The organism is Gammaproteobacteria bacterium, from assembly GCA_016712635.1.
Taxonomy (GTDB): domain Bacteria; phylum Pseudomonadota; class Gammaproteobacteria; order SZUA-140; family SZUA-140; genus JADJWH01.
The window spans coordinates 424,125-450,771 of sequence record JADJQS010000002.1 but is presented as its reverse complement, the minus strand read 5'-3'; the positions used below and the strand labels follow the sequence as shown (position 1 = coordinate 450,771).

Annotated in this window: 27 protein-coding genes; 16 read left to right on the top strand and 11 right to left on the bottom strand. The window is 64.2% G+C overall.

Translation table 11 applies throughout. The features are described 5' to 3' along the window. Window positions 1-3: 3 nt before the first annotated feature. The 4 genes from IPK65_05370 to IPK65_05355 all read right to left on the bottom strand — a co-directional run bounded on the left by IPK65_05370 (window position 4) and on the right by IPK65_05355 (window position 2,972). Complete coding sequence (locus tag IPK65_05370) at window positions 4-666, bottom strand: energy transducer TonB (GenBank protein MBK8162582.1); 663 nt, start codon at window positions 664-666, stop codon at window positions 4-6. 296 nt (window positions 667-962) lie between these two features. Further along, on the bottom strand, window positions 963-1,388 hold the full coding sequence (locus IPK65_05365; protein MBK8162581.1) for a copper chaperone PCu(A)C: 426 nt from the start codon (window positions 1,386-1,388) through the stop codon (window positions 963-965). Further along, the gene (locus IPK65_05360; GenBank protein MBK8162580.1) at window positions 1,385-2,110 is read right to left on the bottom strand and encodes an SCO family protein; all 726 of its coding nucleotides are present in this window, start codon (window positions 2,108-2,110) and stop codon (window positions 1,385-1,387) included. The genes IPK65_05365 and IPK65_05360 overlap by 4 nt, the downstream gene beginning before the upstream one ends. A gap of 292 nt (window positions 2,111-2,402) precedes the next feature. Continuing rightward, window positions 2,403-2,972, bottom strand: coding sequence for a TMEM165/GDT1 family protein (locus tag IPK65_05355; GenBank protein ID MBK8162579.1), 570 nt, complete (start codon window positions 2,970-2,972; stop codon window positions 2,403-2,405). A 738-nt stretch (window positions 2,973-3,710) separates the two neighbouring features. Here IPK65_05355 and IPK65_05350 point away from each other — a divergent pair. From IPK65_05350 to IPK65_05275, 16 genes are all read left to right on the top strand, one after another. Continuing rightward, on the top strand, window positions 3,711-5,069 hold the full coding sequence (locus tag IPK65_05350; protein ID MBK8162578.1) for an AAA family ATPase: 1,359 nt from the start codon (window positions 3,711-3,713) through the stop codon (window positions 5,067-5,069). Window positions 5,070-5,115: 46 nt separating this feature from the next. Next, entirely contained in the window at window positions 5,116-6,765 is a 1,650-nt protein-coding gene (mshL, locus tag IPK65_05345; GenBank protein ID MBK8162577.1) for a pilus (MSHA type) biogenesis protein MshL, read from the top strand. After that, window positions 6,762-8,105: a tetratricopeptide repeat protein gene (locus IPK65_05340; GenBank protein MBK8162576.1), complete on the top strand. Its 1,344-nt coding sequence runs from the start codon at window positions 6,762-6,764 to the stop codon at window positions 8,103-8,105. Before mshL ends, IPK65_05340 begins: the two co-directional genes overlap by 4 nt. Beyond that, the gene (locus IPK65_05335; GenBank protein ID MBK8162575.1) at window positions 8,102-9,802 is read left to right on the top strand and encodes a type II/IV secretion system protein; all 1,701 of its coding nucleotides are present in this window, start codon (window positions 8,102-8,104) and stop codon (window positions 9,800-9,802) included. Before IPK65_05340 ends, IPK65_05335 begins: the two co-directional genes overlap by 4 nt. Window positions 9,803-9,810: 8 nt before the next feature. Continuing rightward, window positions 9,811-11,016, top strand: coding sequence for a type II secretion system F family protein (locus tag IPK65_05330; GenBank protein MBK8162574.1), 1,206 nt, complete (start codon window positions 9,811-9,813; stop codon window positions 11,014-11,016). Window position 11,017: 1 nt separating this feature from the next. Next, complete coding sequence (locus IPK65_05325; GenBank protein ID MBK8162573.1) at window positions 11,018-12,568, top strand: hypothetical protein; 1,551 nt, start codon at window positions 11,018-11,020, stop codon at window positions 12,566-12,568. After that, window positions 12,555-13,178: a hypothetical protein gene (locus tag IPK65_05320; protein MBK8162572.1), complete on the top strand. Its 624-nt coding sequence runs from the start codon at window positions 12,555-12,557 to the stop codon at window positions 13,176-13,178. Before IPK65_05325 ends, IPK65_05320 begins: the two co-directional genes overlap by 14 nt. 1 nt (window position 13,179) lies before the next feature. Continuing rightward, on the top strand, window positions 13,180-13,617 hold the full coding sequence (locus IPK65_05315; protein ID MBK8162571.1) for a hypothetical protein: 438 nt from the start codon (window positions 13,180-13,182) through the stop codon (window positions 13,615-13,617). Window positions 13,618-13,856: 239 nt separating this feature from the next. Then, window positions 13,857-14,930, top strand: coding sequence for a hypothetical protein (locus IPK65_05310; protein MBK8162570.1), 1,074 nt, complete (start codon window positions 13,857-13,859; stop codon window positions 14,928-14,930). A 24-nt stretch (window positions 14,931-14,954) separates the two neighbouring features. Then, entirely contained in the window at window positions 14,955-15,620 is a 666-nt protein-coding gene (locus IPK65_05305) for a prepilin-type N-terminal cleavage/methylation domain-containing protein (GenBank protein MBK8162569.1), read from the top strand. A gap of 186 nt (window positions 15,621-15,806) precedes the next feature. Continuing rightward, window positions 15,807-16,472 (top strand): prepilin-type N-terminal cleavage/methylation domain-containing protein, encoded by a 666-nt coding sequence (locus IPK65_05300; GenBank protein ID MBK8162568.1) that lies wholly within the window; start codon window positions 15,807-15,809, stop codon window positions 16,470-16,472. A 403-nt stretch (window positions 16,473-16,875) separates the two neighbouring features. Further along, complete coding sequence (locus IPK65_05295) at window positions 16,876-17,295, top strand: rubrerythrin (GenBank protein MBK8162567.1); 420 nt, start codon at window positions 16,876-16,878, stop codon at window positions 17,293-17,295. A 74-nt stretch (window positions 17,296-17,369) separates the two neighbouring features. Then, complete coding sequence (locus tag IPK65_05290) at window positions 17,370-18,719, top strand: Fe-S oxidoreductase (protein ID MBK8162566.1); 1,350 nt, start codon at window positions 17,370-17,372, stop codon at window positions 18,717-18,719. Between the two features lie 40 nt (window positions 18,720-18,759). Then, window positions 18,760-19,344 (top strand): DUF3501 family protein, encoded by a 585-nt coding sequence (locus tag IPK65_05285; protein ID MBK8162565.1) that lies wholly within the window; start codon window positions 18,760-18,762, stop codon window positions 19,342-19,344. Between the two features lie 174 nt (window positions 19,345-19,518). Next, entirely contained in the window at window positions 19,519-20,466 is a 948-nt protein-coding gene (gene corA, locus IPK65_05280; GenBank protein ID MBK8162564.1) for a magnesium/cobalt transporter CorA, read from the top strand. A gap of 49 nt (window positions 20,467-20,515) precedes the next feature. Then, entirely contained in the window at window positions 20,516-21,100 is a 585-nt protein-coding gene (locus tag IPK65_05275; protein ID MBK8162563.1) for a methyltransferase domain-containing protein, read from the top strand. 13 nt (window positions 21,101-21,113) lie between these two features. Here the strand turns inward: IPK65_05275 and IPK65_05270 are convergent, their stop codons facing one another. The 7 genes from IPK65_05270 to IPK65_05240 form a co-directional block, all read right to left on the bottom strand. Then, entirely contained in the window at window positions 21,114-21,539 is a 426-nt protein-coding gene (locus tag IPK65_05270; GenBank protein ID MBK8162562.1) for a DUF393 domain-containing protein, read from the bottom strand. A gap of 39 nt (window positions 21,540-21,578) precedes the next feature. Further along, the gene (locus IPK65_05265) at window positions 21,579-22,934 is read right to left on the bottom strand and encodes a sigma 54-interacting transcriptional regulator (protein ID MBK8162561.1); all 1,356 of its coding nucleotides are present in this window, start codon (window positions 22,932-22,934) and stop codon (window positions 21,579-21,581) included. Continuing rightward, window positions 22,931-23,554: a hypothetical protein gene (locus IPK65_05260; protein MBK8162560.1), complete on the bottom strand. Its 624-nt coding sequence runs from the start codon at window positions 23,552-23,554 to the stop codon at window positions 22,931-22,933. Before IPK65_05260 ends, IPK65_05265 begins: the two co-directional genes overlap by 4 nt. Next, the gene (locus tag IPK65_05255) at window positions 23,541-24,995 is read right to left on the bottom strand and encodes a HAMP domain-containing protein (GenBank protein MBK8162559.1); all 1,455 of its coding nucleotides are present in this window, start codon (window positions 24,993-24,995) and stop codon (window positions 23,541-23,543) included. The genes IPK65_05260 and IPK65_05255 overlap by 14 nt, the downstream gene beginning before the upstream one ends. Window positions 24,996-25,226: 231 nt before the next feature. Continuing rightward, window positions 25,227-25,520 carry a hypothetical protein gene (locus IPK65_05250; GenBank protein ID MBK8162558.1) on the bottom strand — a complete coding sequence of 98 codons (294 nt, stop codon included), beginning with the start codon at window positions 25,518-25,520 and terminating at the stop codon, window positions 25,227-25,229. 139 nt (window positions 25,521-25,659) lie between these two features. Then, window positions 25,660-25,953: a hypothetical protein gene (locus IPK65_05245; protein MBK8162557.1), complete on the bottom strand. Its 294-nt coding sequence runs from the start codon at window positions 25,951-25,953 to the stop codon at window positions 25,660-25,662. 266 nt (window positions 25,954-26,219) lie between these two features. Continuing rightward, window positions 26,220-26,486, bottom strand: coding sequence for an RNA-binding protein (locus IPK65_05240; GenBank protein MBK8162556.1), 267 nt, complete (start codon window positions 26,484-26,486; stop codon window positions 26,220-26,222). Between the last annotated feature and the right edge of the window lie 161 nt (window positions 26,487-26,647).

The following is a 26,647-nucleotide window of genomic DNA, read 5'->3' as shown; positions in this document are numbered from 1 at the left end:
CTCTTAGTTGATCACGAAGTTGATGGATTGAAGAGCGACCGCAGACACCGGGCGGCCGTCTTTGGTAGCCGGGCGGCAGCGCCAGCGTTGTACCGCCTGCAGCGCCGCTTCATCAAGGCGCGGCGATCCGGAGGTGCGGTTGATCTCTGTCCGCACGACCCGCCCGGTGTTGTCCAGGAAGACCTGTAAAACTACCTCGCCTTGTTCGCGCATGCGTTTTGACCACACCGGGTATACCGGAGGGCTGCGCTCGGGACAGGCGACGGCGAGTTCTGGCAGTGACACCTGTTCAATGACCGGCGCCGCTTCGATTACGGGTGCCGGTTCCGGCTCCACCGGAACCGGATCGGGCGGAGGCGCGGTGAATTCTGCGACATCCTGCACCGGTTCCTCGGATACGATCTGTTGTGGTTTGGGAAGCGGCGGTTCTATGACCGGCTTCGGTTTAACCGGATCCGGTATGGGCGGTTCTGGCGTCGGCTCTTCCTTCGGCGGGGTCTTCGCAATCAGGGAAACAAACAGCGGGGTGCTTTGCTCGATGGCATATCGGATCTCGGTATTCCACAACCCCCAGACCAGGCCCAGGTGCAGACCGATAACGAGAATCAAAGAAACCCACCGGGCCTTTGTATTTCCTTCCGAAGCCGACTCCAGGGTGTAAATCATCTGTTGGTATGGCCTGCTGGGAGACAGAAACCGCCAGGACGTATATATATGGAAAGTAGGCTGTGTAGCTGGTGCCCGCTAGCGATTATGTTGCGAAATATTAACTAAAATTAATACAACATACAAGCCAGCCTGCATTGACGCACGCATGTTCAGCATAGGGATATTTGGTAATTACTTTAATTAATACAAAAGGCTATACATGTTTACTTCAGTTTTTTCACACGGGTTCACTGCGGTACTTTGCATAATGGGGCATATAAGTACCATGCAGATCCTCGTGGGGAGGTGACACGCTATTTACGGACCTCGGCTTCTATGTGAAGGGCCTCGCCGTTGCTGAAATGCAGCTTGATGCCGACCCGGTCGCCTGCTTGTAAATTTCTCTTTCTTTTCATCAGCATCAGGTGATAACCGCCTGGTTCGAGCTTGAGGCTCGCGGCGGGGCTGATCGCCAGGTGAGGCTCCTTGTGCATGTGGACCATGCCGTCATGTATCTCCGAGGAGTGGATCTCGATCGAACCGAAGTCCGCGCTGCTGGCGGATTCCAGCATGATGGCCGCCTTCGAGTGATTGGTGATGCCGAGATAGCCCGCCATGGCCTTGGCTGTGGGCGGCGCCTCCTGGATCCATGGATCATCGACGGTAATGTCGCCAGCCTGGCTATTGACGCATGCCAGGGTAAACAGGCCAAACATGATTATGCAGATGGTGTTTTTCACGATGCTCCCTCGTAGTGATTGCGCAACTGGTGATAGACGTCAAGCGTCCGTTCAAGTTCGAACGGCGGCAACAGGGTCGCGACCAGGCGGCCCCGTGGATCGACGATCAGCAGACCTGAATAGTGATCGACGATGTAGTGATCGATCGAGGGCTCATGCTGGACATCGCGAATCGGCAGGTTGGTGTCGGGGTCGGCGTATTCGAAGTGAATCCCCAGGCTGTCGTTCAGGCGTTGGAGTTTTCCGGCTTCACCCGTCACACCCAGGAAGTCGGGACGGAAATAGCCGACATATGACGCCAGTTGCTCCGGCGTGTCGCGATAGGGATCGACGCTGATGAACACGAACTGCGGCGCTTGTCCTGCTTCGGGCGATTGGGACAATCGATTGAACAGGCGCGCCATCTCTGCCAGCGTGGTCGGACAGAAATCCGGACAGGAGGTATAGCCGAAGACTGCCAGGGTCCAGCGCCCACGCAGGCGGTGGTTATCGAAGGGCCGGTGGTCATGGTCTGTCAGGTCAAAAGGGGGCAGGTCGTTTGGGGGCGTAAATACAGTGACGCCAGAAATGTCGATCTCCGGTACGGAGATGTTTCTGGCGACGTATATCCAGACGCCTACGCTTAACTCGAGAACCAGGATGGCGAATATGATAATGAGCATCCGACGCCATGTCTGGCGCGATACTGGCGTAATCCGGTTTTCCGCTGCTTCGGTGGCCATGCTGGAGTGTGGGTAATCAATGCTTGCGCGATTATAGGCGAGGAACTGTCCGGCAGGGATGCGACATTTTGCCGCATTTACATTTGTCCGCAGGCGCCCGACAATCAGCGCCGTCCCATGCGGACAGGGGATGCGAGTATCCCTTGTGAGGCAGCCGTTGGTGTGTCTCAGCTGTCTGCATGGTCAACGGTCGTGCATTCCCCCTTGCGATCGCCTCACCGGGCAAAGCGCTTTGCCCGGTTTTTTTTATGCCTGTATCGGGGGCGTTCTGTCATGGATGCGGTGATAACGTTTATCCGGGCACTGTCGCGCCCATCAGTACCGTCACTCCGAGCAGTGCGAAGATCATGGCGGCCACGCCATGTATCCAGGGCAGCGGCAGCCTTTTTGTGACGCGCTCGCCAAGCAGGACGGCGGGAACATTGGCGAGCATCATCCCCAGGGTGGTGCCTGCCACCACAGCGTAGAAGGAAGTGTATTGCGCCGCCAGGGCGACGGTCGCCACCTGTGTCTTGTCGCCCATCTCGGCCAGAAAAAATGCGATGACGGTGGTGCCGAAAACCCCCAGTTTGACCGTGCTCGCGGTTGAGCCGTCGAGACGATCCGGTATCAGCATCCAGAACGCCATAATGATGAACGAGGCCCCGATGATCCAGCGCAGGTTGTCATAGCCGAGATATGCCGTGATCCAGGCGCCCAGTGCTGCGGCGGCGGCATGATTGGCGAGGGTGGCGCAGAGGATGCCCAGGATGATGGCGGCAGGCTGGCGATAGCGTGCGGCGAGCAGGAGGGAAAGCAGCTGGGTCTTGTCGCCCATTTCCGCCAGGGCGACGACACCGGTCGATACCAGAAACGCATCCATTGTTCTCTCCGGCCGGCTTGACATCCAATGACCGCGCCGCCTCCCCGGCCATGCCGGAGGCGATGCAGCCAATGGTCTCGCCAGATCCGGAAACCGTTCGCACCATGCCTGCAGGGCAAGTATGTTGATGCGAACCCCTCGTGCCGAGGGCGGCTACTCCCCAATGACCGGCTGATTCTAACTCAATGTCCGAGTCGCGAAAAGACCGGTGTCATGGTGCCGCGCAGGATTCATGGAGATATAATCGCCTCGACGTCAACTCGCGTGGAGGCAATGCCATGTTTGAACCCGTTGATGTTGTCATCGTGTTGTTGCTGATGTGCGTCCCGGTCAGTTACCTGTTGTACACGATCTTTCTGGGCAGCTGACCGACCAGGCTGCGTGGCGGACGGGGCACTTCCGCCCCGCCAGGTTATGCGCCCGCAGGATCCGGCCTGATCCCGCCGCGACGCGGCGCGGCCCCGCCTTGTCCAGGCTTCTTCCATCTCGCCTCGTGTAAAGGTGATTCCACCGGAGTGCGTGCGCCGTGTGGAATCAGACGCGTGTCTCCCTCATCTGCCTGTCGCCCGGATCACGGGCTGCCTTGACCCACTGGCATGGCTTTTGCCTTGTCATGTGTGGGGAAAAGGATTTCCCGCGATTAATTAACTGGATATGAAACATATGGGTGCCGGAACAGCCGGTTTTCCGCCGGTTTGACTGGCGGGACGCCGGAGTTCCGGCAGATCGAGGGCTGCTATGTACTATGCGTATTTCGGGTTGGATCAACCCCCGTACAGGATAACGCCTGATACACAGCTGTTTTATTCCGGCGGCGCACGCGGGGACATCCTCGCGGCGCTCGTGCACGCCATCGTGTCGGGTGAAGGCATCACGAAGGTCGTGGGCGAAGTCGGCAGCGGCAAGACCATGCTGTGCCGCATGCTGGAACTGAAGCTGCCGCAGTCCGTCGAGATCGTATACCTGCCGAACCCCAGCATCGCCCCCGAACATATCCTGCATGCCATTGCGTTCGAGATGGGGCTCACGGTCGAGGCACGGGATAACCGCTATGAAGTGATGAAGCATCTGCAGGAGCACCTGCTCAAGAAGCACATGAACGACCGCCAGGTCGTCGTCTTCGTCGAGGAGGCGCAGGGCATGCCTCTGGAAACCCTGGAAGAGATCCGCCTGCTGAGCAATCTGGAGACCCAGAAGCACAAACTGCTGCAGGTGGTGCTGTTCGGCCAGCCGGAACTCGACGTCAATCTCGGCGCCGCCCACGTCCGCCAGATCAAGGAACGTATCACCAACGGTTTTTATCTGCCGCCGCTGTCATTGCAGGACGTGCGCGACTATCTCATGTTCCGCCTGCGGCAGGCCGGATACCAGGGCCCGGACCTGTTCTCCGCCGATGCCGTGCGCGCCTTCGCGAAGGCCTCGCGCGGCCTGATGCGCCGTCTCAACATCCTCGCCGACAAGGCGCTGCTGGCGGCATTTTCCGCCGATGAACGCGTGATCACGGCGCGGCATGTGCGAGCTGCGCTCATCGACAGCGAGTTCTCCGCACGTGGCCCCGGCGCGATGTGGGCGGGCGGCATCCTGTCGGGTCTCGCGCTGGCGGCTTCCGCGTGGGCCTCGTCGATCCGCTTCACGCCTGCTGCTGCAGAGGCCGGCCGGGGATCCGCCTGCGAAGATCCCGCCCCGGAACCGGCGCCGGCAGTATGCGGCGCCGCCAGCGAGGAGGCGGTGGGCGAATGCGGACGAATCGCGCACACCGGAATAACAGAATCCCGTCTCGAGGCAACGCAGGCCTGGCTGACAAACGCCGATCCCGATCACTACAGCGTGCAGATCCTCCAGGCCGAGGGCGATGCCGCGCCGCAGATCGACCGGCTGCTCTCCGGGGGCGAGGTGCGCGACCGGCTCGACCACGTCTATATCTATCGCAGCGAGGTCAGGGGAAATCCGATGCTGTCCGTACTGTACGGCAGCTATGACAGTTTCGCCGCTGCCAGCGAGGCCGTGCGCGGTCTGCAATCGGCACTGCCGGGATTCCTGCCATACGTACGCACGGTACGCAAGGTGCGGGACGAGGCCGGCGCCGTGCACATGTGACCGGTCAACTGATAATAATCACGATGATCCAGGGCGGTAACAAACCATGATAAACAGAATCCTATCCGTGGCGGCCTGCGCGCTGTTGCTGATCTCCTGCGGGGCGACCAATCCGCCGAAAATATCCGAAGGACATTTGCAGGTGCCGGCGACGGTTGACGGCGGCATACCCGCGCCGGTCACCCGTGCCCCGGTGCTCACCCGGCCCAAACCCACGGAGAAACTCGAGACCTACACCGTTGTCGTGAGCGAGGTCCCGGTCAAGGACCTGCTGTTCAGCCTGGCTCGCGATGCCAGGCTGAACGTCGATATCCACCCCGGCATCGAGGGCGCCGTAACGCTCAATGCGATGGATCAGACCCTGCCGCAGATCCTCAACCGCATCTCAAAGCAGGTCAGCCTGCGCTACGCGCTCGACGGGCCGAATCTGGTGGTATCGCCCGATGTGCCCTTCTGGCGTACCTACAAGGTCGATTATCTCAACATGGCGCGCGACAGTGTCTCCGAGGTCAGTGTCGCCACCAAGATCTCCACTACCGGGGGATCCGTCGGCGGCGACGGCGGCAGCAGCCAGGAAGAGGGCAATGTGTCCCGTACCACCGTCGTCAACACGACGAAAAACGATTTCTGGGGGCGCATCGAAGGCAACATCCGCAGCATCGTCAGCGGCGCCGCTACGTCAGGGGAAGGTGCGGCCGCGGGCCCCGCTTCGGTGGTGGCCGATCCCAACAGCGGGATCATCAACGTGCAGGCCACGCAGCGCCAGCATGAACAGATCCAGTCCTACATTGACGAGGTGGTGGCGAATGCCGTACGCCAGGTGCTGATCGAGATGTCCATTGTAGAAGTCGAACTCAGCGACGGCTACCAGGCCGGCGTCGACTGGCAGCGGTTGTCCGACGCGCAGGGCGCGGGCAGCAACGGGCCGTCGGTGATCGGCTCGTTCATCGGCGCGAATCTCACCTCGGCGCCGTTCTTCAGCCTTGGCTACACCAGCACTGATGCGGACGGAAGCAGCATCTCGGCCACGGTGCGCATGCTGGAGACCTTCGGCGACGTGAAGGTGTTGTCCAGCCCGAAGATCATGGTATTGAACAATCAGACGGCGGTGCTCAAGGTGGTCGACGAACAGGTGTACTTCACCGTCGAACAGGAGACCACCGACGCCACCGACACGTCCCTTGCGCGCACCACTTACACCAGCACCATCCATACCGTGCCGGTGGGTATGGTCATGAGTGTGACGCCGCAGATCAATGGTTCGGACACCGTCAGCATCAGCGTCCGTCCGACCATATCCCGCATCACCGGCTTCGCCACCGATCCGGTCCCGCGCCTGCTGGGGGCGGACTTCGACAACCTGGTCCCGCAGATACAGGTGCGCGAGCTGGAGTCCCTGCTGCAGGTGGCCAACGGCCAGACCATCGTGATGGGCGGGCTGATGCAGAACAAGATGGACAAGAGCAAGAGCGGCGTGCCGCTGTTCTCGGCGCTGCCCCTGATCGGCAACCTGTTCAGTTACCGCGACGACGTGCTCACCAAGACCGAACTCGTGATCTTCCTGCGCCCGACGGTGATCAAGAGCGCCGGCGTGGGGCTGGACTCCGGCGCGGCCCGCAATCATCTGGTTGACCCGGCCGAAGACGTCATCGGCACGTCGCGGCCTTCACTGACGGAGAGGAACGGCGCCTCATGAGCCTCTTGATGGATGCCCTGCGCCGGGCAGAACAGGCCAAGGAGCATGTCCGTACGGAGCCAGGCGCCGAGCACGCGCCGGGACGGCCCGACGGGCCCGGTCATCTGACGGCTGTGGGATCGGCAGCGAGCGGTGATTCGGCTCCAGTCAAGGGTGCGACCGCCGGCGGCGAGTTGTCACTGTCGATCGACGAGGTGACCACCGCGGCAGTGGAGCCATCCCGCCCGGCGGCCGGCGATGGATCGACTCCGGACCCCCGCTCGATACCACAGGCCCAAAGGGTGAATAGTCCTGCGGCACGCCACGATCAGCCGATGGCGCACGAGCAGGCCCGGCGCATGCTTGCGCTCAAGGCGCAGCAGTCGCGGCGGCGGCGCCTCGGGTACGTTGCCGGCGGTGGTGTCGCGATGTTGATTGTCGTCCTGGCCCTGGTCTACTTCGAAGTCGTCGTTTCGACCAATAAATTGGACGATCCGCAGATTGCGATGCCGATCGCGGTGCAGGAGATCACAGAGCCGGTGCCTGTGGATGAAGCCCTGGGGGCGGGCGATGGCATGCCGGCCGCTACCACGCCGGCAGGGACTGAAACGGCGTCCGCGGGCGGTACCGGCGCGCCGGCGGCAACGCCTGCGCGCCTGAGGCGCGATGCGGAGTCGCCAAGCGTACCGAATTCGTCCCGACGGCAGGAGTCGCCCGTCCGGGATGAGCCAGCCGCTGCGCCTGTGGTGATCGTCCGTACTGAAGTGGAAGACCCGCTGCAGCTTCTGCTAACGCGCGCCTTCGAGGATTACCAGTCCGGCAACGATCTGCAGGCGGAGGCCGGCTACCGCCAGGCGCTCGCCCGCGATGCGAACAACCGCGACGCGCTGCTGGGGCTCGCTGCGGTGGCGCAGCGCGGCGGCCGGGTCGAGGAGGCGCGCCAGTACTACCGCCGCCTGCTCGAACTGAATCCGCTGGACAGCGCGCCGGCGGCAGGATTGATCGGTCTTCAGGGCGGCGCCGACCCGGTGCAGGAGGAAAGCCGGATCAAGCTGCTGCTCCGGCAGGAGCCCGTCGCCGCCCATCTGCATTTCGCGCTCGGCACACTCTATGTCGCGCAGGCGCGCTGGCCGGAGGCGCAGCAGGCGTTCTTCGATGCCTATCGCCACGATGCGGAGAACGCGGACTACGCCTTCAACCTGGCGGTTTGCCTCGACCGGCTCGGGCAGCGGACCGCGGCCATGGATTACTACCGCCGCGCCGTCGATCTGGCGCGCACCGGCGCGGGCGGATTCGACGCCGCCACGGTGCTGCGGCGCATCGAGACGCTGTCTGCGGCCGCGCCGGGAGAACCGGGATGAGCGCGGTAAGAAAGCCGCTGCGCCTCGGCGAACTGCTGATCGAGAAGGGCCTGCTGAGCCAGGACCAGCTCCGCATCGCGCTGACCGAACAGAAGAAGCAGAACGCGCCGCTCGGCAAGATCGTGGTACAGCTCGGATTCCTCACCGAATCCGTGATGCGCGACGTGCTGGGCGAATCGATCGGCCAGGAGAGCATCGACCTAGCCAAGATCGTGCCGTATCCGGACGCGCTTGCGCTGATGCCGAAGGACCTCGCGCGGCGCTACAACATGCTGCCGATCTCCTACGACGCCGCACAGAAGATCCTCACGGTGGCGATGGCGGACACCTTCAACGTGGTGGCCCTTGACCAGACCGCCGCGCTCCTCGGCGGCGACCTCGAACTGAGGCCTCTGCTGGCCGGCGAGGCGGAGATCGAGGCCGCGATCGACCAGTTCTACGGCTTCGAGCTGTCCATCGACGGCATCCTGCACGAGCTCGAGACCGGCGAGGTCGATTACAAGACCTTCCACGGCAAGGAGGAGGAATACAGTCATCCGCTCGTGCGCCTGGTGGACGCGCTGCTGGTCGATGCGGTGAAGCGCGGCGCCTCCGACATACATTTCGAGCCGGAGGCAGGATTCCTGCGCATCCGCTACCGCATCGACGGCGTGCTGCGCCAGGTGCAGACGCTGCACAAGAACTTCTGGTCCGGCATCTCGGTGCGCCTGAAGGTGATGGCGGGCATGAACATCGCGGAAACGCGCGCGCCGCAGGACGGGCGCATTTCGCGCGCCATCGCCGGACGGCCGGTCGATTTCCGTGTCGCTGCACAGCCGACGACCCACGGCGAGAACATCGTGTTGCGCATCCTCGACCGCCAGAAGGGCATCGTGCCGCTCGAGAAGCTCAACCTGACGGATGACGCGCTGTCGCTGCTCAAGCTGATGATGGCGCGCCCCGAAGGCATCATCCTGGTGACCGGGCCGACCGGAAGCGGCAAGACAACCACACTGTATTCCATGCTCAGCTTCCGCAATACCGAGGCGGTGAACATCATGACGCTGGAGGATCCGGTCGAATATCCGATGCAGCTGATCCGCCAGAGCTCGGTCAACGAGGCGGTCAAGCTCGATTTCGCCAACGGCATCCGCTCGATCATGCGCCAGGATCCGGACATCGTGCTGATCGGCGAGATCCGCGACGAGGACACCGCCGAGATGGCGTTCCGCGCCGCCATGACCGGGCACCAGGTCTATTCGACGCTGCATACCAATTCCGCGCTGGGCTCCGTGCCGCGCCTGCTCGACATCGGGGTGCTGCCGGACATCATGGCCGGCAACATCATAGGCGTCGTGGCGCAGCGCCTGGTGCGCCGCCTGTGCCGCCATTGCAAGACGCCCTACGAGCCCGCCGGGGTCGAGCGCCGCCTGCTCGGAGTCACCGAACGCAATGCGACGGTATTCCGCGCGCAGGGCTGCCCCCAGTGCGAGCATCAGGGGTATCGAGGACGGTTCGCCCTGCTGGAGATACTGAGGATCGACCCGGACATGGACGAGATGATCGCGCGCCGCGCGACCGTGCGCGACCTGTACAGGCACGCCCTTTCCATGGGCTTTCAGACACTGGCGGACGACGGGATACGCAGCGTGCTTGCCGGTGAGACAAGCCTGGACGAGGTGTCGCGCGTGGTCGATCTCACGGGCCGCATTGTGTAGGGGGGGCGATGGCGATCTACCGGTACAAGGCGATGAACCGCCGCGGCAGGATGATCCAGGGGCGCCTGGTGGCGGTGAACGCCAGCGAGCTGGAGACGCGGCTCGGCAACATGGAGCTCGATCTGATCACCTGCAGGGAGATCACCACGGGCGCCGGCTACATCGGCGGCCGTCGCGTGACGCGCCAGGACCTGATCAATTTCTGCTTCCACATGGAACAGCTGCTGCGCGCCGGCGTGCCCATACTGGCGGCGCTGGGCGACCTGCGCGACAGCATGGACAACCTGCGCCTGCGCGAGATGATCGTGGCGATGATCGCCTCAATCGAGGGCGGCAAGACCCTGTCCGAGGCGATGGAAGAGTTTCCCCGTATATTCAACACGGTCTTCGTCAACCTCATCCGCGCCGGCGAGCACAGCGGACGCCTGAGCGACGTGCTCGCCAACCTGGCCGAGTCGCTCAAGTGGCAGGATGAGCTGATCTCCCACACCCGTAAGCTGGCGATGTATCCGGCCTTCGTCGGCCTGGTCGTGGTCGCCGTGGTGTTTTTCCTGATGATCTATCTGGTGCCCCAGCTGGTCGGTTTCATCCGCAACATGGGCGGCGAACTGCCGCTGCACACGCGCGCATTGCTCGCTCTCTCCAGTCTGTTCATTCACTACTGGCACGTGATCCTGCTCGCGCCGGTCGCCGTTGTGCTGTTTGTCAGGTATCTCGCCCGGATCAGCCCCGCCGTCAGCTACCGGCTTGACGACCTGAAGCTGCGCCTGTTCATCGTCGGACCGATCCTGCGCAAGATCATCCTGAGCCGCTTCGCCAGCTATTTCTCCCTGCTCTATTCCTCCGGCGTGCCGGTGCTCAGTTGCATGAAGATCAGCGAAGACATCGCCGGCAATCGCGTGGTTGCCGCCGCGCTCGCCAAGGTTACGCGGCTGGCCGCCGAGGGCAAGACCCTGAGCGAGAGCATCGAGAGCGTCGCGCTGTTTCCGCCACTGCTGATGCGCATGCTCAAGGTGGGTGAAAGCACCGGCAGGCTGGACGTCGCGCTGAACAACGTCAGCTATTTCTACAACCGCGACGTCCGCGACTCGATCGAACGTCTGCAGACGATCATCGAGCCCGTCATGACCGTGGTGCTGGGACTGATCCTCGGCTGGGTGATGCTGTCCGTGCTGGGACCGGTGTACGACATGATCAGCAAGATACGGGCCTGATATGACGGTAAAACGCATACTTTACGCCAGCCACAACAGCCTCTGCGTCTCGGTCTACGACGGGCGGGCGTTTCTCGGTGAGCTCGTCTTCGCCGTGGATGAGGCGGGGATGGCCGCATTCCGGGACTATCTCTGTCAGGAGCCGGACATCATTACCCATCTGGTGATGGACATGATCGAGGAGGAGTATCGCAACGAGACGATCCCGCACCTCATCGGGCGCGACCGCAGCAGCGTCGTCGCGCGCAGGCTCGAGCAGGCATTCCGCACCACTCCCTATCGCGCTGCGCAGATCCAGGGACGCATGAAGGAGGGTCGTCGCGACGACCGCGTCCTGCTCACGGCATTGACCAACCCGGACGCGATAGCCGCAATCATCGCGCCGCTGACGGAGCACAAGGTTCCGCTGGCCGGCATCTGTTCGGCGCCGATGCTGGCGGCCCTGCTGCTGCGCAGGATCGACATCACGGCCGACAACACCCTCCTGCTGACGCGCAACAGGCACGGGTTCCTGCGCCAGACCTTCATGCACCGGCACGAGCTCAAGAACAGCCGCCTGTCCCCCCTTGCCGCGGGTGAGTACGGTCCGGAGCTGCTCGCCCAGGAGATCGAAAAGAACCGGCGCTATCTCAACCGGCTGCGCCTGCTCGCGCAAGACGCGCCACTGGACGTCGTTATCGTGGACGAAAGGGAATTTATCGGGCAACTGCGCGCCACGTGGCAGGGTACGGACTCGCTGCGCTATCACCTGGTCGATTTCGAGGCGGCGGCACTGGCCGTCGGAATGGCTGACGGCTCGTCCCCGATGGACTGCGAGCGTCTGTTCGTGCATCTGCTCAGTCTCGACACGCCCGCGGTGAACTATGCCCAGACGGCGGATCGCCGCATACACCGGCTGTACCAGACACGCAAGGCTCTGCTCGCTGGGAGCCTCGGCATGCTGCTGGGCGGGGCCGCCTGGGCCGGGGTGAACGTGATGGACGGGGTCGCGCTCGACAGGGAGGCTGAAGCCGCGCTGAAGACTCTGGAATCCCTGCGCGCCGACTATGACAGCGCCGTCGCGGGGAGGCCGAGCATGGATATCGGGGTCGATGAGATGCGCTGGATGGTGGATGCGGGCGAGTCTGTTGCGCGCTCGAACACACGGCCCTGGCCGATGCTGCGCGCGCTGAGCGCCGGCGTGTCCTCCCATCCCGCCATTCGCATCGACGAGATTGTGTGGACCGCTGCGCACCAGGACGGTGACATCAATCCGGAGGACCTTGGCATGTTTGCATCGCAGGATGCGGCGGCCTCCTCGGGTGAAAGCGCGATCATCAAGGGTCGCCTGGAGGCATTCGACGGCGATCTGCGTGCGGCGTTCAACCGGGTGGACGGCTTCGTGGAGACCCTGCGCCGGGACGGGCGATTCAGCACCGTCGATGCCGTCGAGATGCCGTTGAACGTGGATCCGGACGCAACGGTGGCGGGCATTGCGGGCACGCTGCCGGATGACGCGGCCGCGACGTTCGAGATCAGGGTGATGCTGAGGGCCGGTCATGAAGGCGTCTGATATCGATTGGGCTTACCTCCGCGGTGCATCCCGCTGGCTCCTGGCCGCGGCGCTGTGCTGCGCCGTCATGGTGGGTTTGAGCGGCTATTATCTCCGTGAGCAGCGACTGGAATTCGAGCGTCTCAGCGGCGAGCGCGACGCCGTGCGCGAGGATTATCTCGCTGCGGAGACCCAGGGGCGCGTCACCGATGAATACTACGCGCGCTATCTGATGCTGCGCCAGAGCGGCGTGGTCGGCGCGGAGCGCAGGCTGGACTGGGTCGAGGCGGTACGCGAGAGTGCGCGCCACCTGCGCCTGCCCAAGCTCCAGTATCAGATCATGCCGCGCGAACCGTTCACGCTGGCCAGCCTGCCGGCCTATCCCGGCCTGCAGGTCTACGCCAGCCGCATGAAGCTCGATATGGAGCTCATGCACGAGGGCGACCTGGCCGCGGTATTCGACCGCCTCGGGCGTGCGGCCCCCGGCGCGATGCACATCGACACCTGTGTCTTGCGCCGCCTGCTCGATACCCCGGATACCGGAGCGGTGGCCCCGAACCTGGTGGCCGCCTGCGAATTGCTGTTATTCACCGTCCAGCCAGAGGCTGCGGTGTCGTCCGGTGAGGTGTGACATGAATCGATTCCTGATGTACAGCTTGCGTGCGTGCTCTGCTGCTTTGTGCCTGGGGCTGGCGGGTGCCGCGCCGGCGGATCCAGGCGCGCAGGACCTCGGGCGCCTGTTCACTTCCCGTCTCGAACGCGCCGAGATTGACAGGATGCGCGTGGCGCAGCCGCGCAGACCGGACGAAGCCGCCGCCAGCGGCGGGACGGCCGCGGTGCCGTTTGCGGCGACGCGGCTCGACGGCATGGTCCGGCGCAGTGGCGGCAGGGACGCCCTGTGGCTGAACGGATATCGGACGGAACTGGATGACGGCGCGGATGCGCGGAGCCGTGTGCGCGTAACGCTGCCCGGGACGGGGCGCATCGTCTGGATGAAACCAGGCCAGGTATTCGACCCCGCCACCGGCGCGGTGCGCGAGGCCTACCAGTCGGGCCGCGCCGGTCCCTGACCTTGGCGCAGTGAACGCGGGACGCAGGCATCCATGAACCTGGCAGGTGCAGCGGGGCAGCGGGGCGTAGTTCTGCTGGTGATGGTGGCATTCCTGATGCTGGGTTCAACCTTTCTGATGGTGCAACGGCTGAATCGGGTGAGCGAGGCGGTGGAGCTGGATCAGGCAACGACGCGCGCCCTGGCAGAGGCGAGGAGGCCCTGCTGGGGTGGTCCCTCGGACATCCCGGGAGGCCCGGCATGCTGCCCTATCCCGATCGCAACAATGATGGCAACTACGACGGCAACAGCGACTGTCCTGCGGGGGCCGTCGCCAATAACATGCTTCTCGGACGTCTCGCCTGGCTGGGTCAGACCGCCCCGTGCGTGGCGCCGCTGGCCGGCGTGGGGGCCAACGTGACCGACGGAACGGGTGAACGCCTGTGGTATGCGGTAAGCAGGAATCTGCTTTATCAGCCGGGCGCCGGCGGATACCCGGCGATCAGCCCGGCGCTGCTCAGTACCGGCGCCAACTGGCTGACCGTGCGCGACGAGTTCGGCAACACGATCTCGGACCGGGTCGCTGCGGTGATACTCGCGCCCGGTTCGGCGCTGCGTGGCCAGAACCGCGCCGCCGCCGCCCCGGGCGCCGCCAATTATCTCGATTCCGTCACGCTCGGCGCGACCACCTACAGCAATGCCGATTTCGACGGTGTCTTCATTGCAGCGCGGCGCGGCGACGATTTCAACGACCGGCTCATCTATATCACCGCCGACGAGCTGGTGGCGCTGGCGGAGCGGCGGGTCGTGCGCGAGACGCGTCAATGCCTCGCGACCTACGCGGCCGCCTCGGGCGGGAAACATCCCTGGGCCGCCCGCCTCGACCCGGGCGCCATGCCGGAGTACGGCGGCGACTTCGGCGAGACGTTCGGGCGCATCCCTGCGACCTTGAATGTCGACGCCTCGGCGGGTACTCCGGATGCCGTGATGCAGACGGCATGGCCGGCCGGGTGCTTCACGCCGGGATCGTACTGGGACAACTGGAGGGAGACCGTGTTCTACCAGGTGGCGCCCGCGTTCCAGCCGGGCGGTACGGCGGTCTGCCCGGTATGCGCGGACCTGAACGGCAGCGGCGGAAACCGGGTCATCGCGCTGGGAGCAGGGGCGGAACTGGCCGGTCAGGCGCGCGCGAGCGCGGCGGAGAAGGGCGCGCCCTCCAATTATCTCGAGGGCGACAACGCGACACCGGCGGATCTGTCCTTCGAAGGCCGCACCGGTGACGCCACCTTCAACGACCAGGTCATGTGCCTCGGCACGGCTGCGGCATGTCAATAGAGGCGGTAAATGCATAGACGAGACATGATCACGACTGGCGCGGGGCAGCGCGCGCGCGGATTCACCCTGATCGAGATGGCGGTGGTGCTGGTCATCGTCGGAGTGTTGCTCGGCTCCCTGCTCTTGCCACTGTCGGTGCAGATGGAGAATCAGCGGCGTGCGACCACGGCGACGGCCATCGGCGAGGTTGGCGAGGCCGTGCTGGGTTTCGCCGTCGTCTACCGCCGGCTGCCCTGTCCGGACACCGACGGCGACGGACTCGAGAACGGTCCGGCGTGCGGCAATACGGAGGGCGAGGTGCCCTGGGCGACGCTCGGCGTGGGGCGCACGGACGCCTGGGGACACCGGCTGCGTTACCGCGCGGACGATAATCTTGTCGCCACGATTCCCAACCCCCCCGATACCGCCGGTTCGCTCGCCATCGTCGATGCCGACGACGTCGCACTTACGGCGGCGGATCCGGACGGGCCGGCGGCGATTGTGTTTTCCTGCGCCGGCGATGGTCTGCCAAACCTGGGCAACGACGCCGACGGCGCCGTGAATACCGATTTCACCTGCGTGAATCCCGGCGCACCTGACGGAACCTACGTCCAGGATGTTTATGTCGACGGGCAATACGACGATATTTTGATCTGGGTGTCAAAAAACAGTCTTATCAATCGCCTCGTCGCCGCCGGACGCTGGCCGTGAGCGGGCGCGATGACGGAATTTCGTTGGCACGGGAGTTGCAAAAACCAGCCTGACTGTTTCAGGGGCATCGGACGGGATGATGCCGACGAACGGGGACCGAACCGAATCGGTGACAAGAACGACAGCAGACGGATCCCGGCCGGTAACCGCCGGCGGCGATTCACCACAAGAGCGAGGTTAACGGGTATGAATATGAAACAACGTAATGCAGGGTTCACGCTGATCGAGATCGCCATCGTGCTGGTGATCATCGGACTCTTGCTGGGCGGCGTGCTGAAAGGTCAGGAGATGATCGAGAACGCCAAGATCCAGAGCCTGCGCAACGACATGGACGGCGTGGTCACGGCCTATTATGCCTACCAGAACCGTTACCGCGCGCTGCCCGGGGACGATCCCAAGGGCGATAACGCAGGGCGGGGCTGGGCCAACGGGGTGGCCGGCGGCGGAAACGGCGCCCTCGCGAATGCCAACGCCTTTGATGCCGGCAACAATGAAAACCAGCTGCTCTGGCAGCACCTGCGCTATTCCGGGCTGATTTCCGGCAATCCTGCCGGAACGGCGAACAACACGGGCGGCCGCGCCAATCCTCTCCACGGGTACAACGGCAAGCTCGGCATCTCCAACACCACTGCGGCCTGGGGCCTGGGGCTCACCGGCAATATCCTGTGCGCGGGAAGCGTACCGGGCAAGGCGGCCGAGGCCATCGACGCCGCGCTGGATGACGGCCTTGCCAATACGGGCACGGTCCGTGCGATTGCCGGCACGAATAACGCCGAACCGGCGGGTACGACCGCTGCGACCACGTACGTGGACGATGGCAACACGCTGTATACCGTGTGCAGGAAACTGTAATACGCCTGCATCTGCGCGCGGCGGGACATGAAGTACGGGCGCCAGTGTGGCGTCGAATCTGGTAAATCAGGCACCACGGATCTGCGCGTGCGGCCGCCGGCGAACGCCGGTGCCGCACGAAGCCCCGCGGGTGCTTTCGCAAGCAACCTCCGCTGTGTATCCTATGCGCCGTATATCGGCGCGCCGCACGCCGCCGCCTGAGTCTGGCGGTACCTGAGTCCCTGCGGCACACCATCAGGTATCTTGGCAGAATGAGGTGGTGGTAGCGGCTTCGCGCGGGCCATGTGATGGCGCGCGATCCGTCGAAAAAAGACTTGCGAATCGGGTTTTCGTGAGATAGAGTAGGTCAGAAATTAGACTATGTCTAAATATACCGGGGTAAATCTGTTTGGAGGGTCATGACATGCAACTGAAAGGCAGTAAAACGGAAGAGAACCTCAAGTACGCATTTGCGGGGGAATCGCAGGCCAACCGGCGTTACCTGTACTTCGCATCCAAGGCCGACGTGGAAGGATACAACGACGTTTCGGCCGTGTTCCGCTCCACGGCGGAAGGCGAGACCGGCCATGCGCACGGTCACCTCGAATATCTCGAGGCCTGCGGCGACCCGGCTACCGGATTGCCGATCGGCGATACGGCGAAGAACCTGAAGGCGGCGATCGCCGGCGAGACCCACGAGTACACCGATATGTACCCGGGCATGGCGAAGGCGGCGCGCCAGGAAGGTTTCGACGAGATCGCGGACTGGTTCGAGACGCTGGCGAAGGCCGAGCGTTCTCACGCCAATCGTTTCCAGAAGTCACTGGACACCCTGGGCAAGTAATCGGCCGTACGGGGAACGGGGCCGGTATCGCCGGCCCCTGCTTGCCGTTTTTTCAACGCGCGGAATTCTGCAGCATGTCGACTACGCTGACTGAAGGTCAACGCGAAGGCAGCCTCGAGGCGCCCAAGCGCCATCCCCTGCACTGGGACAAGCCGGAGTTTTATGACGAACCGGCATTGATCCAGGAACTGGAGCGCGTGTTCGACATCTGCCATGGCTGTCGCCGCTGTTTCAGCCTGTGTAATTCCTTTCCCACCCTGTTCGACGCCATCGATGCCTCCGAGACCCTGGAGCTCGACGGCGTCGACAGGAAGGTGTTCTGGGACGTGGTCGATCACTGCTATCTGTGCGACATGTGCTACATGACCAAGTGTCCCTATGTCCCGCCGCATCCGTGGAATCTCGACTTTCCGCACCTGATGCTGCGGGCCAAGGCGGTCAAGTTCAAAAAGGGCGAATTCAGGGCGCGCGACAAGCTGCTGACCTCGACCGATGCGGTGGGCAACCTCGCCGGCATCCCGGTGATCGCCCAGGCGGTCAACGCCGCCAACCGGAACACGACGGTGCGCAGGCTGATGGACAAGGTCATCGGCGTCCATCCGGAGGCGCATCTGCCGGAGTATCACAGCGACAGCCTGCGCAAGCGCGACAAGCGACGGGAGCGGCCCGCATTACAGCCGGTCGCAACCGCCGAGACGAAGGGCAGGGTGGTGTTGTTCACCACCTGCTACGGCAACCGCAACGAACCGCAGATCGGCGAGGATCTGATCGCGATCTTCGAGCACAACGGCATCCCCGTGGTCCTGATGGAGGACGAACGCTGCTGTGGAATGCCCAAGCTGGAGCTGGGCGACCTGGAGGCGGTGCAGCGTGCCAAGGAGTTCAACATCCCGCGTCTCGCACGCTGGGTCGAAGAGGGCTGGGACATCGTCGGCCCGGTGCCCTCCTGCGTGCTCATGCTGAAACAGGAATACCCGCTGCTGTTTCCGGACGATGAGCAGGTGCGCATGGTGAGCCGCGCCACCTATGATCCGTTCGAATACCTGATGCTGCGCCACAAGGAAGGCCGCCTCAAGACTGATTTCAAGCAGCCGCTGGGCAAGGTCGCGTATCACACCGCCTGCCACCTGCGCGTGCAGAATATCGGCTACAAGACACGCGACCTGCTGCAGCTGGTGCCGCAGACCAGCGTCGAGGTGATCGAGCGCTGCTCCGGCCACGACGGCACCTACGGTGTGAAGAGCGAGACCTTCGCCATCGCGGCGAAGATCTGCCGCCCCGTGGTCAACAAGGTGAAGGGTGCCGGCGCGGACCACTATACCAGCGACTGCCCGATCGCCGGCCACCACATCGGCAACGGCCTGCGGGACGGCTCCGATGCCACCCATCCGCTCACATTGCTCCGCACTGCCTACGAGATCTGATGAAGCAATGTACCAGGGGCGCACGCCCGGGAAGTCCGCCATGAAGAAACTGACGCGACAGGACCTGTATTCCCTCGAGACCTACGCCAGGATGCGGGTGGAATTCCGCGCCCGCGTGATGGCGCACAAGAAGGACCGCCAGGTGGCGATCGGGCCGCATGCCACGCTGTATTTCGAGGACAGCCTCACTATGCAGTATCAGGTGCAGGAGATGTTGCGGGTGGAGCGAATCTTCGAAGAGGAGGGAATCCGGCAGGAACTGGCGGCGTACAATCCGCTGATCCCCGACGGCAGCAACCTCAAGGCCACGTTCATGCTGGAGTACGCCGACATCGACGAGCGTCAGCAGGCATTGGCGCGGATGGTCAATATCGAGGACCGCGTCTGGCTCCGCGTCGAGGGTTTCGATGCGGTCTGGGCCGTCGCCGACGAGGATATCGAGCGCGAGACGGCGGACAAGACCTCGTCGGTGCACTTCCTGCGTTTCGAACTCACCCCAGTCATGGTGAGGGCGGCGAAACAGGGCGCCCGCATCGGCATCGGCATCGACCACGCTGCCTACTGCCACGCCATTGAGGCCGTGGCTGACAATGTGCGCCGTTCGCTGGCGGCTGACCTGGACTGATCTTCCGCGATATCGCCATTCCTCTTCGCAGCTCCCTGCGCACGGCGTAATTCCCCCGCGCCGGAACTGCGCCGCGACCGGCTCCGTGTGAGCGCCGCGCGGTGGTTTATATCAAAACCCGTTGTATGCTACAGTGCCCCGGCCTGCCGAAGTACGGTCGCGGATGGGGAGCCCATGCTGTTTGCCTTTGTGCTGGATAACGGGCGGCTGGTGCCGCTGGCGGAGGACGAACCGGAGCGCCGTCTCGGGGACGCCCTGTGGATCGACCTCGTCGATCCCACCGACGACGAGCGTGCGCGCGTCGAGGCGCTGTACCGGCAGGAACTGCCCGAGGCGGAGGAGGTGGAGGAGATCGAGGCCAGCGCCCGTTCCTATGAGGACGAGAGCGGGCTGCACGTCCACGGCCTGTTCCTGCACGAGGTCGACGGACATCCGCGCAACACCTCCGTGGTCTTCACCGTCAGCGGTGACCGCCTGTTCAGCCTGCGTGAGCGCGAGATCCCTGCATTCCGCCTGCTGCGCATGCGCGCCCGGCGCGAGCCCGGCGTGGCGGTGAGCGCGCTGACGATCCTGTTGAACCTGCTCGAGATCAAGATCGAGGACCTAGCGGATACCTTGGAGGAGGTTTATACCGGCCTCGAGCGCGTCAGCACCATGGTGCTCGAGGATAACGATGTCGAGCTGGAGGAGTCCATCGACGAACTGGCGCGCCATGAGGACCTCAACGGCAAGGTCCGCCTGTGCCTGATGGACACCCAGCGCGGACTGACCTTCCTGCTGCGGCGCGGACGCCTGGACGCGGTCAGCACGGAGTGGGTGCGCGAACTGCTGCGCGACATCGATTCCCTGCTGCCGCACAACAGCTTTCTGTTCGAGAAGGTGAACTTCCTGATGGACGCCGCGCAGGGTTTCATCAACATCGAGCAGAACCAGATCATCAAGATCTTTTCCATCGCGGCGGTCGTGTTTCTGCCGCCGACACTGGTGGCAAGCATCTATGGCATGAATTTCGATCACATGCCGGAGCTGCACTGGCTGGCAGGCTACCCATGGGCGCTCGTCCTGATGGTGGCATCGGCGATCGCGCCGTACTGGTATTTCAAGCGCAAGGGCTGGCTGTAGCAGAACGCAGCGGGCAGTAAGGGATACCAACGCAGGGAGGTGACGAACCTTGCTCGATCCGGAATTGTGGGGTTTTTTCTGCGCCTGGCTGCGCGCCCCGGGGCGCGTCGCGGCGGCCGTGCCGAGCGGCCGGCGTCTGTCGCGCCTCATGGCCGCCCAGGCGCGGTCCGGCGAGGACGGCCTGGTGGTGGAGCTCGGCGCGGGCACCGGCGCGATCACCACGGCCCTGCTGGAGCAGGGGATCGCGCCGCACCGGCTCGTCGCGGTTGAAAATTCACCCCAGTTCGCCGCGCTGCTGCGGCGCAAGTTTCCTTCCGTACGGGTCATCTGCGCCGACGCGGGCGACCTGCGCGCGAGCCTGCGCCAGGCGCGCATCGGTCAGCCGGTGCGTACCATCGTTTCGGGCCTGCCGCTGCTCGCCATGGATGCGGCCACGCGCAGGCGTGTCGTCGGCGAATGCTGCGCCCTGCTCGGTGCGGAAGGGAGGCTGGTACAGTTTACCTACGGTCCATTGTCGCCCGTTTCCGTACAACTGCGCCGGCTGTTGGGTCTGCAGGCACGGCGTGTCGGCCAGGTATGGGACAACCTGCCTCCGGCCGCGGTGTGGTGTTACACGCGCGCCGTCGCCGTCTAGCGCGCGTTCCCGTTCACTCCAGGAAACGCGCGCGCATCCCTTCATCGGGTGTCATGCAAGCCTGTTGCCGGCCAAACCAGCGGTAACGGTGGCGTGCGAGGAGGTCATACAGCGCGTCGCGCCAGGTCCGCGGCACGAGCTGCAGCGCGCGCAGCCACGTCCATCCGGCGCCGAGATCGCGCGCGATCTCGATCACCGCGTCCGAGCGCAGGTAGGCCTTTCCGGCCTTGACGAGCAGGAAGGTGCGCACGTCGCTCGGGTCGATGCCGTGACGCTGCAGCAGCGCGGCGCCGGCGGGGGTCTGCAGCGGGGCGAAACGGAAGCGGGCGCGCGCATCGCGCCGGATCACGAAGCGCACCCAGCGCGAACAGAGCGTGCAGACGCCGTCGAACACGATCACGCTTTCAACCGCGGGTGCCTGTCGTTGACCGTCTGTCATGCCGGTTCGCGCACGCGGAGCGTGCCGTGGCGCGGCGCCTCAGTCCTTGCTGCGGAAGGATTCAGGATCGAGCTCGTAGCGGTGCAGCAGCTTGTAGAGCTCGGTGCGGTTGCGCTGCGCCAGGCGTGCGGCCTGGGTGATGTTGCCCTCGGTCATCTTCAGCAGCCGGGTGAGGTATTCGCGTTCGAATTTGCGCCGCGCGGCGGACAGCGAAGGCAGCGCGCCCGTCTTCTGGCGCAGCGCGCGCTGCACCAGGCTGACCGGGATCACCGGAGTCGAACACAGCGTCGCCGTGTGCTCGACCACATTGAGCAGCTGGCGCACGTTGCCCGGCCAGGGGGCGGTCAGCAGGCATTCCATCGCCTCGGCGGAGAATGAGCGGGCGGGCGTGGTGCTGGTGCGCGCGATCCCGCGCAGGAAGTGGTTGACGAGCGGCTGGATGTCCTCCGGGCGTTCACGCAGCGGTGGAATCTCCAGGCGTACCACGTTGAGGCGATAGTACAGATCCTCGCGGAAGCGGCGGTTTTTTACCAGCTCCTCCAGATCCTGATGGCTGGCGGAGATGATGCGCACGTCGACCGCTATGCTGACCGTGGAGCCGACGGGGCGAATCTCCTTTTCCTGCAGCACGCGCAGCAGCTTCGCCTGCAGCGCGAGCGGCATGTCTCCGATCTCGTCCAGGAACAGGGTGCCGCCGTCGGCGGCCTGGAAAAGCCCCTTGTGTTCCTGCGTCGCGCCGGTGAACGCCCCCTTGTTGTGGCCGAACAGTTCCGTTTCCAGCAGCAGCTCCGGTATGGCGCTGCAGTTCACCGCGAGGAACGGCTTGTCACGGCGTGCGCAGGCGCGGTGGATGGCCTGTGCAAGCAGTTCCTTGCCGGTCCCGCTCTCACCCTGGATCAGGATGCCGATGTTGCTGCCCGCGACGCGGTAGGCCTGGCTCAACACCTCTTCCATCGACGCACTGTGACTGATGATCTCCTCGCGCCATGCCTGCACACCACCGGCACCCTCCTCGGCAGTGACGGCGTTGATGCGGTAGGCCTTGTCCACGCAACTGAGCAGTTCCTTGCTGTCGAAGGGCTTGGTCAGGAAGGTGAACACGCCGCGGTTGGTCGCCTCGACGGCCTCCGGGATGGTGCCGTGCGCGGTGAGGATGATCACCGGCAGGGTCGGATGGCTCTCATGAATCGCATCGAACAGCGCCATACCGTCCATGCCATCCATGCGCAGGTCGGTGATGACCACGTGCGGCTGGTGCTTGTCGAGCTGCAGCAGGCCGCGCTCGGCGCTGTCCGCCGTCGCCACATCCCAGCCCGCGGCGTTGAGGCGGATGGAAAGCAGCTTCAGCAGATCGACGTCGTCGTCGACAAGCAGGATTCTGGGCCGGGCGCTCATGGCGCGGGTGTGGGCATGTCGGCCCCGTCGCGATCGCCCAGCTGCTGCTCGATCGCCTTCAGCTGGTTGAGCTTGTGTTTCAATTCGGCGTTCTGCGCCGCCATGCGTCCCCGGTCGTCCAAAAGGCGCGCAAGCACCTGCGCCAGGGGCGCGAGCCCGGCGGAGTCCGTGTCGGCGGGCGGCTGCGCGAGCAGTTCACGCAGCCTGGCGGAGGTATCCGCGTCCGACTGGCGGTTCGGCTCGCTGAGCGACAGCAGCAGCGCGAAGCGCACCAGCGCGAGCGGCGTCTGTTCGATATTGAGCCGGGTTTCGGCGCCCTCGAAGACGTCGTGCTGGATATCCGGAGGCAGGCCGCTGTATTGCGCGGCGTCGCGCAGCAGCTCCAGCGTCCCGGCCTGCGCCGGTGCCGGCGCCTCGGGCGCAATTGCCGGCCGCTCGGGCGATTCCTGCACAGCCTGCACGCCTGCCGTCGCGGGAGCGGCGGGTGACTCGGCCGGGGCGGGCGGCGGGTGTATGGATGCTGCGGGCCGCGCGTCGTCACGCGGCGGCATGGCGGTGCAAGCGGACAGCGCCGCGGCGAGCAGCAGGCACATCCCCAGCAGGCGCTCAGCGCGGCGCATCCTGCGGGTCGTCCCCGGACGCGTCGGGCAGGTTGACGCGGAAGTGCGCCCCGCCGTCACCGTCGATGATCTCGATCGTTCCATGGTGCTGGTGGATGAGTTCCTTGGCGATGGAAAGTCCCAGGCCGCTTCCTTTGACCGGCCCCGAAGCGCGGGCCCGGCCTTGATAAAAGGCCGCGAAGATTTTATCACGTTCATCGGGGGCGATACCGGGTCCGGTATCCGAAACGTCGATGGTGACGCCACCATCGCTGCGCGCCAGGGAGATCTGCACCTGTCCCTTGTCGGGAGTGTACTTTACGGCATTCGAAAGCAGGTTGTCCACGATGGTGCGGAGCTTCTCCCGGTCGCCCGTGACCGAGACAGGTTCGAGTCTGAGGCGCAGCTCGATCGAGCGGGACCGCGTGGCCAGCTTGTGGTTTGAGGCCAGTTCGCGGATCAGCTGATCGAGCGCGACCGGTTCAGAGCGCAGGCGCAGGCTGTCGATCTCCAGCGTGCTGAAACTGAGCAGGTCCTCGATAAGCTTCTGCAGTTTCAGGCTCTGCTGCTTGAGCATGTTGACGATTTCGCTCTGTTCCTCGTTGAGGGAGCCGACCACCTGCTCCTTGAGCAGCTCACTGCCCTCGCGGATGGTGGTGAGCGGGGTTTTTAGTTCATGCGAGACATGGCGCAGGAACGACACCTTCTGGTTCTCCAGCGCGAGGAGGCGCTGCCGCATCCACTCGAGCCTGCTGCCCAGCTCCTTCAGATCGTTGGGGCCGCCGACGGTGATTTCACGGTCGAAATGCCCGTCGCCCAGGCGCCGGATCGACTGGTCGAGCTGCCGCAGCGGCTTGATGATCAGCACGATGAACAGGATGGTGAGCAGCAGGGCGACCGGAATCAGGGTGAGCGCCTGCCACAGCAGCAGGCGGCGGGCGCGCTCCGCGAGGTCCTGGATCTCGCCGACGCTTGCGCCGATAAGCTGGCTGCTTTCGGACAGGATCTCGCGCGCGGAGCCATTGATGGCGGGGAAGGCCTCGATGGCCGCGGTGATCTCCGCCGGTCGTGCCGCCGGATCGGCCAGCCGCCGATAGGCCGCTTCCTCCTGCGCGATGAGGGTATCGACGGTTTCCCGCTGTACCGGCTTGAGGTCGAGCATCCTCAGTTCGCGGACGGTATCCTGCAGCTGCCTGCGCCGCGCCTCGTAGGCCTCGAGCAAGGCGCGGTCGTTCAGCACCTGGAACTGCCGCGCGCTGCGCTCCATGGCGGTCAGATGTTCCGCCAGCATGCGGCTCGACTGGGTTGCGGCGACGGCTTCGAAAACGCTGCGCTTGCTGTGGGTGGTCAGACGGTCGACGTAGACCGCCGCCGTGATCAGGGCGATCACCAGGGGTAGCGCCACGACGACGAAGCCGAGCAGTATCAGCTGGAGTATGGATCGTGTCGGGAGGAGTGCCACGGGCCCTTTAATACGCATCCTTCACCGCGGGGGGGTGAGTACCTGGATCATTGTGCGGAAACCCCCGGGCGGCGTGCGCCGCCCGGGGTGGACCGAAGGATAACACACACTGCGTGCGGGGGAGAGGACGCTTCCGCACGCGCACTGCACGGGCTTGACGGGCTCGCCCGAAACTCTGGAGGGATTGCGAACGTTGGCTGCCGGCCGGTTACTGTCTGTTGCGTGGATCGATTACTCCGTCTCACCCGCGATGGTGTGTGCGGCGTCGCCGGTGGCATCGGCAGCGTCGGATACCGCCTGTTCCGCGGCATCCATGGCCTGCTCGCCGGATTCCTGGATCTGGCCCGCGATCTCTTCCGTCTTCTCGGTCACGGCGGTGGCTGCATCATTGACCTGGGACGCGATCTCCGCCTGGGTCTCCTCGAGAGAGGCGGACTGCTCGGACTTGCTGCAGCCGCCCACCAGCGCGAATGAGCCCGCGGCCAGGACCAGGGCAAGCGTGGAAAGAGTGGTCGATTGTTTCATTATGCTGTCTCCTTGAATGATATATCGTTGGGTGTTTACCCCTTCCCCGTAATAAAACCTGACCGGGAAGGCGCAGATATCGCGCCCGCCCGGCCAGCATGCTCTCAAATGGGGGAAGGAGAGTTTATGAGAGCAAAAATTATCCGCCCTGCCGGTCGTGTGGCTTGACCGCGGCCGCGTACTCGGCCTTGCTCAGCTTGCCGTCTCCATTCTGGTCGGCAGACTCGAAGCGCGTGTTCTCGAGCGCCTTTGCCGCGCTCGCCTCTTCCAAGCTGATTGAGCCGTCCTTGTTGGCATCGACCTGATCGAAGGACGGGGAGGGCGTCATGGCGGTGTGGACCGCTTCGCCCTGTTGCGTGCCTGCCAGTCCGACGCCGGCGGACGCCGCCAGTGTCAATGCCATCAGTGAAGCCGGGATCATCATCGATTTCATGAGACACCTCCTGTGTGATCTGCAGTGACTGTCAACAGATGCTCGCGAGCGTTCATCAGAGGAGGAGCAATCTCCGTACCATGAATTATTAGTCTATATGAATCAATGTCTTGATTCGTTCTGGCGAGATTGCGGCTTGCCTCGGGGAGGGGTTTTCGTCGGGGGATGGCGACAACTAACCAAGGCGGAGATTTAATTACAAGTTAAATCGTGGACTTACGCTGTCGCCGTACGGCGACGCCGCGTTGAGGGCGGTGTCGCGGGCCTTAGCGGCGCCGTCCACCCGGACGGCGATCGGTGTCTTCAAAGCGCACGCGCAGGGATTTGCCCCCGTAGGACTTTCCGTCCAGGCCGGCGATGGCGGCGCGCGCCTCGTGGCCTTCCATTTCGATAAAGCCGAAACCGCGGCATTTCCGCGTGAACACGTCGGTCGCGATCTGGATGGAGCGCACCTTGCCGTATTCGGAGAACAATTCCCCGACCGCCTGTTCGGAGGCATCGGCGGGCAGGTTTCCAACGAACATTTTCTTCATACCATGTGTCTCCTTCCGGGGCGCCCCGACAGGGCGGGCGCGGTGGTGTGTTTTGAACGGGGCGCAATACGCGCTGCGCGTATTGCGCGCTCGAGCCAGGAAACGCCTGTACCAGCCGATGGCTGCTTCGTAACCTGGAGCACCGCACGCCTCTGGACGTG

Bases quoted from the DNA above. Each gene is read 5' to 3' on its own strand.
- IPK65_05370 (MBK8162582.1), bottom strand. From the start codon at position 666: ATGATTTACACCCTGGAGTCGGCTTCGGAAGGAAATACAAAGGCCCGG.
- IPK65_05360 (MBK8162580.1), bottom strand. From the start codon at position 2,110: ATGGCCACCGAAGCAGCGGAAAACCGGATTACGCCAGTATCGCGCCAG.
- IPK65_05355 (MBK8162579.1), bottom strand. From the start codon at position 2,972: ATGGATGCGTTTCTGGTATCGACCGGTGTCGTCGCCCTGGCGGAAATG.
- IPK65_05350 (MBK8162578.1), top strand. From the start codon at position 3,711: ATGTACTATGCGTATTTCGGGTTGGATCAACCCCCGTACAGGATAACG.
- mshL (MBK8162577.1), top strand. From the start codon at position 5,116: ATGATAAACAGAATCCTATCCGTGGCGGCCTGCGCGCTGTTGCTGATC.
- IPK65_05340 (MBK8162576.1), top strand. From the start codon at position 6,762: ATGAGCCTCTTGATGGATGCCCTGCGCCGGGCAGAACAGGCCAAGGAG.
- IPK65_05335 (MBK8162575.1), top strand. From the start codon at position 8,102: ATGAGCGCGGTAAGAAAGCCGCTGCGCCTCGGCGAACTGCTGATCGAG.
- IPK65_05330 (MBK8162574.1), top strand. From the start codon at position 9,811: ATGGCGATCTACCGGTACAAGGCGATGAACCGCCGCGGCAGGATGATC.
- IPK65_05325 (MBK8162573.1), top strand. From the start codon at position 11,018: ATGACGGTAAAACGCATACTTTACGCCAGCCACAACAGCCTCTGCGTC.
- IPK65_05320 (MBK8162572.1), top strand. From the start codon at position 12,555: ATGAAGGCGTCTGATATCGATTGGGCTTACCTCCGCGGTGCATCCCGC.
- IPK65_05315 (MBK8162571.1), top strand. From the start codon at position 13,180: ATGAATCGATTCCTGATGTACAGCTTGCGTGCGTGCTCTGCTGCTTTG.
- IPK65_05310 (MBK8162570.1), top strand. From the start codon at position 13,857: ATGCTGCCCTATCCCGATCGCAACAATGATGGCAACTACGACGGCAAC.
- IPK65_05305 (MBK8162569.1), top strand. From the start codon at position 14,955: ATGATCACGACTGGCGCGGGGCAGCGCGCGCGCGGATTCACCCTGATC.
- IPK65_05300 (MBK8162568.1), top strand. From the start codon at position 15,807: ATGAATATGAAACAACGTAATGCAGGGTTCACGCTGATCGAGATCGCC.
- IPK65_05295 (MBK8162567.1), top strand. From the start codon at position 16,876: ATGCAACTGAAAGGCAGTAAAACGGAAGAGAACCTCAAGTACGCATTT.
- IPK65_05290 (MBK8162566.1), top strand. From the start codon at position 17,370: ATGTCGACTACGCTGACTGAAGGTCAACGCGAAGGCAGCCTCGAGGCG.
- IPK65_05285 (MBK8162565.1), top strand. From the start codon at position 18,760: ATGAAGAAACTGACGCGACAGGACCTGTATTCCCTCGAGACCTACGCC.
- corA (MBK8162564.1), top strand. From the start codon at position 19,519: ATGCTGTTTGCCTTTGTGCTGGATAACGGGCGGCTGGTGCCGCTGGCG.
- IPK65_05270 (MBK8162562.1), bottom strand. From the start codon at position 21,539: ATGACAGACGGTCAACGACAGGCACCCGCGGTTGAAAGCGTGATCGTG.
- IPK65_05265 (MBK8162561.1), bottom strand. From the start codon at position 22,934: ATGAGCGCCCGGCCCAGAATCCTGCTTGTCGACGACGACGTCGATCTG.
- IPK65_05260 (MBK8162560.1), bottom strand. From the start codon at position 23,554: ATGCGCCGCGCTGAGCGCCTGCTGGGGATGTGCCTGCTGCTCGCCGCG.
- IPK65_05250 (MBK8162558.1), bottom strand. From the start codon at position 25,520: ATGAAACAATCGACCACTCTTTCCACGCTTGCCCTGGTCCTGGCCGCG.
- IPK65_05245 (MBK8162557.1), bottom strand. From the start codon at position 25,953: ATGAAATCGATGATGATCCCGGCTTCACTGATGGCATTGACACTGGCG.
- IPK65_05240 (MBK8162556.1), bottom strand. From the start codon at position 26,486: ATGAAGAAAATGTTCGTTGGAAACCTGCCCGCCGATGCCTCCGAACAG.